Origin of the sequence: Bacillus sp. C28GYM-DRY-1, assembly GCF_030519405.1 — a bacterium.
Classification (GTDB): Bacteria; Bacillota; Bacilli; order Bacillales; family Bacillaceae; genus Bacillus; species Bacillus spizizenii_A.
Window position 1 is genome coordinate 311,898 of record NZ_JAUMKF010000003.1, and the last position, 7,473, is coordinate 319,370.

Below are 7,473 nucleotides of genomic sequence, written 5' to 3' on the forward strand. Positions count from 1 at the left end.
AAAATCCGCTATCGCCGATAGCGGATTTTTTATGAGGAAAAACAGAACGATACGAGAAAAGATCCTGCGAATAATAAGAGAACGAGACAAAAGAACAGCCAGTCACGCCGGTTGACGGTCAGTGTCCGGTAATATGTCCGGTTTCTGCTTCCTGTAAAACCTTTCGATTCCATCGCCAGCGCTGTCCGTTCCGCTTTTCTGATGGCGCTTGCCAAAAGCGGGATGGTATATCGCTTTAACGCGCTGATTTTCTCAATGAAGCCGCTCTCTGCCGCTCCTCCTCTGATTTTATGGGCCTGCTGAATCAGCTGGACCTCATCCTTTAACAGCGGAAGAAAACGAAAACCTGCAATCACGCCATATGCGAGCTTTGGTGAGAGCTTGCACTGCTGGACAAGGCTCAGCATAAATAAAATGGGGTCAGTCGTAAAAACAAACATCATCGATAAGGCGGAAAAGCACAAAATCCGAAACCCGAGAGAGATGCCCACAGACACATTATCGCTGTTAATAGAGATAGGGCCGGCTTGAAATAAAAAATTTTCCGGGGTTGTCGGAACCTTGCCAAAAACAGCGGCTGTCCATACGCAACCGAATGCCAAAATCAAAAACGGAATCGTAAACAAAAACCATTTTTTCAATGAAATTTTGGCCGCCAATAGGATACCCGCAACAATGATGATATAAAAACAAGCAGGGGTGTAAGGATTGTAAATAAACGACAGCATGACGACACAGCAAAAAATGGCTGCCGCTTTCACTGTCGGATTAATGAGATGTAGCGGCTGCTTCATCACGCACCTCCTCTTGATATGCCATCCATTCATATAGAAGGGGAAGGGTGAGCTTTGCTTTTTGGACAAGCCCTGTTTCCTGAGAAAATAACTGCGCTGGAGATCCGTCAAAAACCAGGTCCGTATCGTGAAGCACAAGCACGCTGTCGGCATACGAAGAGACAAGCTCCATATCATGTGTAATCATGAGGACAGCGGTGCCTTCTTGCTTAATCCGCTGAATCATGTCCATGCATTCAGCCGCCGTGCGGGCGTCCTGGCCAAAGGTTGGTTCGTCTAATAATAAAACCTTTACGTCATGCATGAGCATGGTAGCGACGCTCAGGCGCCGTTTTTGCCCTTGGCTGATTGCAAACGGATGATGATCAGCCAAATGCGCAAGACCGAAACGATGCAGCAGATGCTGCGCTTTTTTCACAGTTTCAGCATTTACTTTTTGGCCGAACAACAGCTCGTCATATACTGTGCCAGCGACGAACTGATGCTCCGGGTTTTGAAAAACAAATCCCATTCGTTTCCGCAGTTCAGTTTCTTTATATGAGTGCAGCGGTTTATCATATAGAAGAATCTTTCCGCTTTGCGCCTTCATCAGACGCGCAAGGACGGATAAGAGTGTTGATTTTCCGGTGCCGTTCGGGCCGACAAGCGCGGTCAAAGAGCCTTCGCGCAATGAAAAGCTGATGTCTTTAAAAATTGTCTGCTGTCCTCTCGTGAACGAAAGGCTGCTGACATCAAGCACACGTTTTCCAGAAGGAGCTTCTTTCTTTTCAGCATGCCGGGCAGGAAAGGGTTCCTTGAAAAGCGTTTCCTTTGATAATGTAAACGGCATACGGCGTTTTTCCTGCAGGTCACACACTTTTGGAATCGCGATCCCCATTTGCTTTAAGGTCTTCGCTTCGTGCTGAAATAGATCTTTCGTCCGGCCATCGAGCACTTTCTTGCCTGCTTTGTCCAGCACGATTGTTCTCTCAATCCAAGGCGTCCATTCATCAAGCTGGTGCTCAATGACGAGGAGACTGAAGCCTTTTTCTTGCTGAAGATCTTTCATCATGTGAACGAATTCCCGAGCTGAATAGGGATCTAACAAAGAAGTTGGCTCATCTAACATAATAAGCTCAGGCTCCATCGCCAAAATACAGGCAAGAGCCACTTTCTGCTTTTGTCCTCCTGACAGTGCTGATATTGTTTTTTCTTTTAAATGGCTGATACGCAATTTTTCTAATACGGCATCAATTTTCTCCGTCATCTCTTCTCTCGGAACCTGCAAATTTTCCAGCCCAAAAGCAATTTCGTCCTCAACCGTCAGCATGCAAAACTGCTGATCCGGGTCCTGAAAGACCACCCCGGCATGCTGAGCAATCGTTTCGGAGGTTTCAGCGCCAGTGACCGGCTTTTGAAATAAAAATACATGACCGGACTGTATGCCGTCGCAAGCCTCCGGGTAAAGACCGTTTAAACAAAGGGCGAGGGAGCTTTTTCCGCACCCGCTCGGCCCTAGCAGTAAAGCGCATTCCCCTTTTTGCAGCGTAAACGAAATGTTTTGAAACACCGGTTTCTCGTCTTCTTCATAAGAGAAGCTGAGCTGGTCAACCGTCAGGAGCTCATTAAAGGCTTGCATGTTCTGATGCCCGCTTCCGTTTCTTTTTCAGTTCCTTTCCGAGTGCCATTCCGTTTAACACACCCGTATAAGCAAGAGAGTCACTGATTGCTTTTCCGAGCAGCCCGGCAAGCAACGCGCCGGAAATCAGACGGATCACAAGCATAATAAGAAGATAACCTGGTGAATAGGCACCATAGCCAGAAACAAAGAGATCATAGAAAAAGCTGGCTACTGAAGATCCCATTCCTGCCAGCAGAAGGACAGGAAGAGAGTATACCTTCCAGCGCGTCGCGAGAAATACAGCCTCAGCCCCGAGGCCTTGAACAATGCCGATGACGATGACCATCGGGCCAGACGGATTTCCCAGCAGGCACTCAACGAGAGCGGCAATGATTTCAGAAACAAGCGCCGCACCTGGTTTTCGAATAATGTACGCGGCGATGACAGAAACGATAAACCAAATGCCGTAAATCGGTTCATAGGCGATTGGCCCAAACATACCTGCAAGTACGTTTCCGAAATGCGTGAATAATAAATAAACAACGGCAAAAACGATACTGATAACGGACATAATGACAATTTCTTTTACTTTCCAGCTTTTCATTTTATCCCTGCTTTCTGTTTTTTTCTTGATGGACTGTTAGCCGAGAGATTCACAGTCATGGTTACGTGTTTTGTTTGCTGTTCAGCCATGCGGAAAACGGCCTCCAGTGTTCTGAACACGTCATGCGCATCCCCGTCAAGCTCACTCGCATAATGGATGCCTTGTACGAAGGTGCCTTCTGCTTTAGCAATATCGAGAGCTTCCATGATAAGGCCCATATAATCCGGCTCATTCATCGGATAAAGCGCAAATTGGCAAGGGGCTTCTGCGTTTAGGCTTCGGACGGCATCTTCATTGACACGCTTATTGCTTGCGGAAAGATATGTATCTCCCTGTGTATCGCCCGGGCATCCGATGGAAAACGTGCCATTCATGACGATGTGTTTTTCGCTGTTCGCCGCATAAAGGTAAATGGCTTTGGCAGCATCGAATACATGATCAATCGATCCGCGCAAGGCCGTGCTGATATGATCTGTTTTCGTCCAAACCTTAGATGTGTCAGTTTTTTTCAGCGCTGACTTGATCACACTGATAAAATCATCCGTCATCGGGTATAAAGAGAACCGAAAACCGGCGATTCTGCTTGTACCACAAATATGATCCATTTCTCCGACCTCCTGTTTTTTAGTAAAATAAAAAACTGCATATTCTAAGGGAATATGCAGTCATAGATCGATTAAGCGCACAAAAAAATACACCATTCGGTCAACCTGCACTTCCCCACGCTGGTATTATCCAGATCGGGTCATAAGGGATCAAAGCGCGTGTTTGCACGCTTTATCTCAGCCAAAAACAGCACCCCTAGTGCTTTCCATATACAATTTTTTATTTTGACATCATAATAGATGATAACAATCATTTTGTAAACAATGAAATCATTTTTTTCATATAGGGACAGGAGAGGATGGTCGGATTTGGAAAAAAAGGGAACCTATTAATTGTGGAAGGTGAGGAAAAAAACGCCAGACCGACAGCGCTTACATCTACGAAATTGAGATCCAAACGAAACAAGGCATTGAGACGGAATTTGACATTTCCGCAAAGGATGGACGGATCGTTAAGCAGGATATAGAAGACTAATCATTCAGCGTGTCCGCAAACCGTCGCATTCGTTGTCAGTCCTGCGCGTTGGTGCTCACGAATCATAATTCGCTCCAATGCTCGTCCTTCCTAGACTTCAAGGGTTTTCAATCATGCTGAAAAGATGACAAAATCCTAAAACAAAAAAGCGTTTTAGGACTTTGTCTACAATCTGGAACCCCCGTTAGCAGCGGGGGTTTTTCATGATAAGAAAGCCTTCTTTTGGACAATCTAAGTAGAAAAGGAGGCGAAAAACGCATGGAAAAGAAAGAGGAGCAATACATCAATCAGGCTGAATACGTCCCTCATCCGACGAAGGAAGGAGAGTACGCTTTATTTCTTCATGAAACATATCATTTGCTCTCTGAAGATGATGAGACGCAAACAACAGAATAAGGGCTTAGGCCCTTGTTTTGTTCCGTAAATGTGATGAAAACAAAACACATTAATTACTTTTTTTTGTTGACACAGCTTGTTTTTTTCTGTAATCTCAGTGTGTCAATTCAATTAAGAACTTCGTTAGGTGAGGCTCCTGTATGGAGATACGCTGCTGCCCAAAAATGTCCAAAGACGCCAATGGGTCAACAGAAATCATCGACATAAGGTGATTTTTAACGCAGCTGGATGATTAAATCCTATGCCATACAGTGCTAAAGCTCTACGACTGAAGGCGCTCGCACGCTTTTTTGCCGTGCTTCTTTCTCCTTCAATCCCGAAGGCTTTTTTTATGCCTTGAAAACGAAACTGATTAAAGGAGGTGCGGAGTATGGATTCTCCCCATTCGAGTCAATCTGAAGAGGTACCCATATACTATGACAGCAAGACAATTGATTACACGATGAGGAGACGATCTGCCGCACCTTCAGGCGAGGCCGGCACGTCTCCGTAGAGGAGGTACGAGTCCCGATGATTCAAAACATGACCTATGACGAACTCATTTTACGCATTATTATTTTATTGCGAGACGGGAAAATTAAGGATTTCAGAAGCGTTATTGATGAGCTTCAGCCCTATGATATGGCATTTATTTTTAAGGAAATGCCAGAAAAACACCGCGCCCGCTATTTATCATATTTAACTGTAGATGATATCACTGATATGATTGGGGAGCTGGAACGCGAATACCAGCTTGCCGTCTTAAATAAAGTTGGAAAAACAAAAGCAACACTTGCGATGAACAAAATGGACAACGATGATCTCGCTCAATTGCTAGAAGAAATGAATGAGGAACTGAAGGAACAGCTTTTGTCCAGCATGGAAGCGTCAGAGTCAAAAGCTGTACAGCTCTTGATGAATTATCCGGCTGACACAGCGGGGCGCATGATGACAAACCGGTATGTATGGATTCCTCAGCATTATTCGGTAAAAGACGCGGTCGTCAAATTGAAAAGCTTTGCTGAAATAGCTGAATCGATCAACTACTTATACGTCATCAATGAAAGCAAACAGCTGGTTGGCGTACTTTCCTACCGAGATTTAATACTGGGCGAGCCTGAAGAAAAGGTGCAGGATCTAATGTTTACCCGCGTCATATCAGCAGACGCTCTTCAGGATCAGGAGGAGGTTGCCCGCCTGATTGAACGTTACGATTTCTTGGCCATCCCGGTTGTGGAAGAAAACAACGTGCTTGTCGGTATTGTAACGGTCGATGATATTATCGACGTCGTCATTCGGGAAGCTGATGAGGACTACGAAAAATTTGCCGCTTCAGGTAAAGACATCACCTTTGACACAAAGGCATACGTGGCGGCGTATCGGCGCCTGCCATGGCTGATTTTACTCTTGTTTATCGGACTGATTTCTGGGAGCATTATCAGTAATTTTGAAGATGCGCTGCAGCAGGTTGTTGCGCTGGCGTTTTTCATGCCGATGGTGACAGGGATGACAGGAAATACAGGAACACAATCTCTTGCGGTTGTCATCCGAGGGTTGTCTAAAGAAGAATTGAACAAAAAAACGATTATGCGCCTGATTTTCCGGGAATTCAGAACAAGTATTTATATCGGAGCGGTTTGTTCAGTGCTAATTGCAATCATTTCTATTTTATGGCAGGGGGACGCGGTGCTGGGATTTGTTGTCGCTTCTTCACTGTTCTTCACTTTAATTATCGGCACGATGTCAGGTACAATTATCCCTATTATTTTGCATAAGCTAAAAGTAGACCCGGCGATCGCTTCTGGACCGCTGATTACAACGTTATGCGATATTTTGTCTTTAATAATTTACTTTGGCATTGCCACTGCATTCATACACTCATTATAAAATAATAAAAGTCCGTCTCAATAGCGAGTCGGACTTTTTCATTTAACGGTTTTTGTACCGAAAGTGAGCATTAAGCTGCCCCTCCAGCATTTTTTTCCGCACTTGCGGATCGTTTTTTAACATTTGCTCTTTTTTGCGCATATCCTTTAAAATCTCTGCCGTCTGTACGCCGTCTTCACGCTTATTGGCAATATCCATCAGCCGTTCCACATCAGCAAAAGAATATTTTCTCGTTCCCCTTGATGAACGCTGCGGATAAATGAGCTTTCGTTCCTCATAATACCTGATCTGTCTTACGGACAATCCTGTCAATTCACTCACAATCCCGATTGAAATCACTTTTTTGTCTTTATAAGAATGATCTTCTGTGGCCATTTTTCCACCCCTGGATGTCTTTTGATAATAGTATATAAAAAGCAAAGCGAAAAAACCTGACGCTTGTCATATTTTCTAACATCAAATAGAAGATTTTTGAAAAAACACGGAAGAAAAATTAACAAGAATAATGCGTAACACACAATCACGTTTTATCTTATATGTAACGAATAACTGAGGAGGAAGGATAATCATGGAGGAAGAAGAAAAAGCGGTCTCGCTGGCAAAAGAAATTATAGAGTTGGATATCAAGCGTGATGAAATGTTGGAGACGTTTATGCAGCTTGCCGGAGAACATGCTTTTCAATTATTAAGATCGGTTCAAAACGGATTATACCGAAAATCTTCGTAGACATAAATTCTTTACATTAGATTCATACCACGTTCATTTAAAAAGAGTATCTTGTATATAGGATACCTCAAAATGAAGGAGGACGCTATGAGTAATTTATTGAAATCTGCTTTAGAAAAAGAACGAAGCCATTATTCTGAAAAGCTCTGGCAAATTGGAGTTTATAATAAAGAAGTCATGAACAAAATGACGATTTCTGAGCTTCGGAAAGAATATGCTTATTTCTTTCGCAGCATTCAAAATCACAAAAAAAATCCTTATACAAGATAATGTATAAGGATTTCAGCGTGTCGACAAAGTCACAATAAGTGGCTTCATCGACACGCTTTTTTTGTTAAAATATGAGTGAATCTAGATTTTGGAGGTTTTACCATGTTGTCCAAACACTCAAAAGATCAGCGTGAAC

General features: G+C 43.7%; 10 protein-coding genes, 1 pseudogene and 2 riboswitches. Of the genes and pseudogenes, 6 read left to right on the forward strand and 5 right to left on the reverse strand.

Annotated elements, in window-relative coordinates:
* Window positions 1-29 precede the first annotated feature (29 nt).
* From thiX to Q3W56_RS05505, 4 genes are read right to left on the reverse strand one after another with little or no spacing between them, the layout of a single operon-like run.
* Window positions 30-794 carry an HMP/thiamine ABC transporter permease ThiX gene (gene thiX / locus Q3W56_RS05490; protein WP_302894769.1) on the reverse strand — a complete coding sequence of 255 codons (765 nt, stop codon included), beginning with the start codon at window positions 792-794 and terminating at the stop codon, window positions 30-32.
* Complete coding sequence (locus tag Q3W56_RS05495; RefSeq protein ID WP_302894770.1) at window positions 769-2,412, reverse strand: ABC transporter ATP-binding protein; 1,644 nt, start codon at window positions 2,410-2,412, stop codon at window positions 769-771. Before Q3W56_RS05495 ends, thiX begins: the two co-directional genes overlap by 26 nt.
* A complete protein-coding gene (locus tag Q3W56_RS05500; RefSeq protein ID WP_268398220.1) occupies window positions 2,399-2,998 on the reverse strand; it encodes an ECF transporter S component in 600 nt (199 codons plus the stop codon). The genes Q3W56_RS05495 and Q3W56_RS05500 overlap by 14 nt, the downstream gene beginning before the upstream one ends.
* The gene (locus Q3W56_RS05505) at window positions 2,995-3,603 is read right to left on the reverse strand and encodes a YkoF family thiamine-binding protein (RefSeq protein ID WP_302894771.1); all 609 of its coding nucleotides are present in this window, start codon (window positions 3,601-3,603) and stop codon (window positions 2,995-2,997) included. Before Q3W56_RS05505 ends, Q3W56_RS05500 begins: the two co-directional genes overlap by 4 nt.
* Before the next feature lie 95 nt (window positions 3,604-3,698).
* Window positions 3,699-3,811, reverse strand: a riboswitch (TPP riboswitch).
* A 156-nt stretch (window positions 3,812-3,967) separates the two neighbouring features.
* On the opposite strand from Q3W56_RS05505, the pseudogene Q3W56_RS05510 reads away from it, so the two are divergent.
* The 4 genes and pseudogenes from Q3W56_RS05510 to mgtE all read left to right on the forward strand — a co-directional run.
* Window positions 3,968-4,078: pseudogene (locus Q3W56_RS05510) on the forward strand (PepSY domain-containing protein); the annotation flags it as partial.
* 258 nt (window positions 4,079-4,336) lie between these two features.
* Window positions 4,337-4,474 carry a transcriptional regulator SplA domain-containing protein gene (locus Q3W56_RS05515; RefSeq protein ID WP_003218541.1) on the forward strand — a complete coding sequence of 46 codons (138 nt, stop codon included), beginning with the start codon at window positions 4,337-4,339 and terminating at the stop codon, window positions 4,472-4,474.
* A 112-nt stretch (window positions 4,475-4,586) separates the two neighbouring features.
* Window positions 4,587-4,754: riboswitch (M-box (ykoK) riboswitch) on the forward strand.
* Between the two features lie 90 nt (window positions 4,755-4,844).
* Window positions 4,845-4,967: a hypothetical protein gene (locus tag Q3W56_RS05520; protein WP_010330178.1), complete on the forward strand. Its 123-nt coding sequence runs from the start codon at window positions 4,845-4,847 to the stop codon at window positions 4,965-4,967.
* 17 nt (window positions 4,968-4,984) lie between these two features.
* Complete coding sequence (gene mgtE, locus Q3W56_RS05525) at window positions 4,985-6,340, forward strand: magnesium transporter (protein ID WP_019714160.1); 1,356 nt, start codon at window positions 4,985-4,987, stop codon at window positions 6,338-6,340.
* A 42-nt stretch (window positions 6,341-6,382) separates the two neighbouring features.
* Here the strand turns inward: mgtE and Q3W56_RS05530 are convergent, their stop codons facing one another.
* A complete protein-coding gene (locus tag Q3W56_RS05530) occupies window positions 6,383-6,715 on the reverse strand; it encodes a MerR family transcriptional regulator (RefSeq protein ID WP_003218544.1) in 333 nt (110 codons plus the stop codon).
* Between the two features lie 193 nt (window positions 6,716-6,908).
* On the opposite strand from Q3W56_RS05530, the gene Q3W56_RS05535 reads away from it, so the two are divergent.
* Together Q3W56_RS05535 and Q3W56_RS05540 are read left to right on the forward strand one after the other, a co-directional pair.
* Entirely contained in the window at window positions 6,909-7,067 is a 159-nt protein-coding gene (locus tag Q3W56_RS05535) for a hypothetical protein (RefSeq protein WP_019714161.1), read from the forward strand.
* An 87-nt stretch (window positions 7,068-7,154) separates the two neighbouring features.
* Window positions 7,155-7,337, forward strand: a complete 183-nt coding sequence (locus tag Q3W56_RS05540) for a hypothetical protein (RefSeq protein WP_019714162.1) — start codon at window positions 7,155-7,157, stop codon at window positions 7,335-7,337.
* Window positions 7,338-7,473: the final 136 nt, after the last annotated feature.

Bases quoted from the DNA above. Each gene is read 5' to 3' on its own strand.
- Q3W56_RS05520 (WP_010330178.1), top strand. From the start codon at position 4,845: ATGGATTCTCCCCATTCGAGTCAATCTGAAGAGGTACCCATATACTAT.
- mgtE (WP_019714160.1), top strand. From the start codon at position 4,985: ATGATTCAAAACATGACCTATGACGAACTCATTTTACGCATTATTATT.
- Q3W56_RS05540 (WP_019714162.1), top strand. From the start codon at position 7,155: ATGAGTAATTTATTGAAATCTGCTTTAGAAAAAGAACGAAGCCATTAT.
- Q3W56_RS05500 (WP_268398220.1), bottom strand. From the start codon at position 2,998: ATGAAAAGCTGGAAAGTAAAAGAAATTGTCATTATGTCCGTTATCAGT.
- Q3W56_RS05515 (WP_003218541.1), top strand. From the start codon at position 4,337: ATGGAAAAGAAAGAGGAGCAATACATCAATCAGGCTGAATACGTCCCT.
- Q3W56_RS05505 (WP_302894771.1), bottom strand. From the start codon at position 3,603: ATGGATCATATTTGTGGTACAAGCAGAATCGCCGGTTTTCGGTTCTCT.
- Q3W56_RS05495 (WP_302894770.1), bottom strand. From the start codon at position 2,412: ATGCAAGCCTTTAATGAGCTCCTGACGGTTGACCAGCTCAGCTTCTCT.
- Q3W56_RS05530 (WP_003218544.1), bottom strand. From the start codon at position 6,715: ATGGCCACAGAAGATCATTCTTATAAAGACAAAAAAGTGATTTCAATC.
- Q3W56_RS05535 (WP_019714161.1), top strand. From the start codon at position 6,909: ATGGAGGAAGAAGAAAAAGCGGTCTCGCTGGCAAAAGAAATTATAGAG.
- thiX (WP_302894769.1), bottom strand. From the start codon at position 794: ATGAAGCAGCCGCTACATCTCATTAATCCGACAGTGAAAGCGGCAGCC.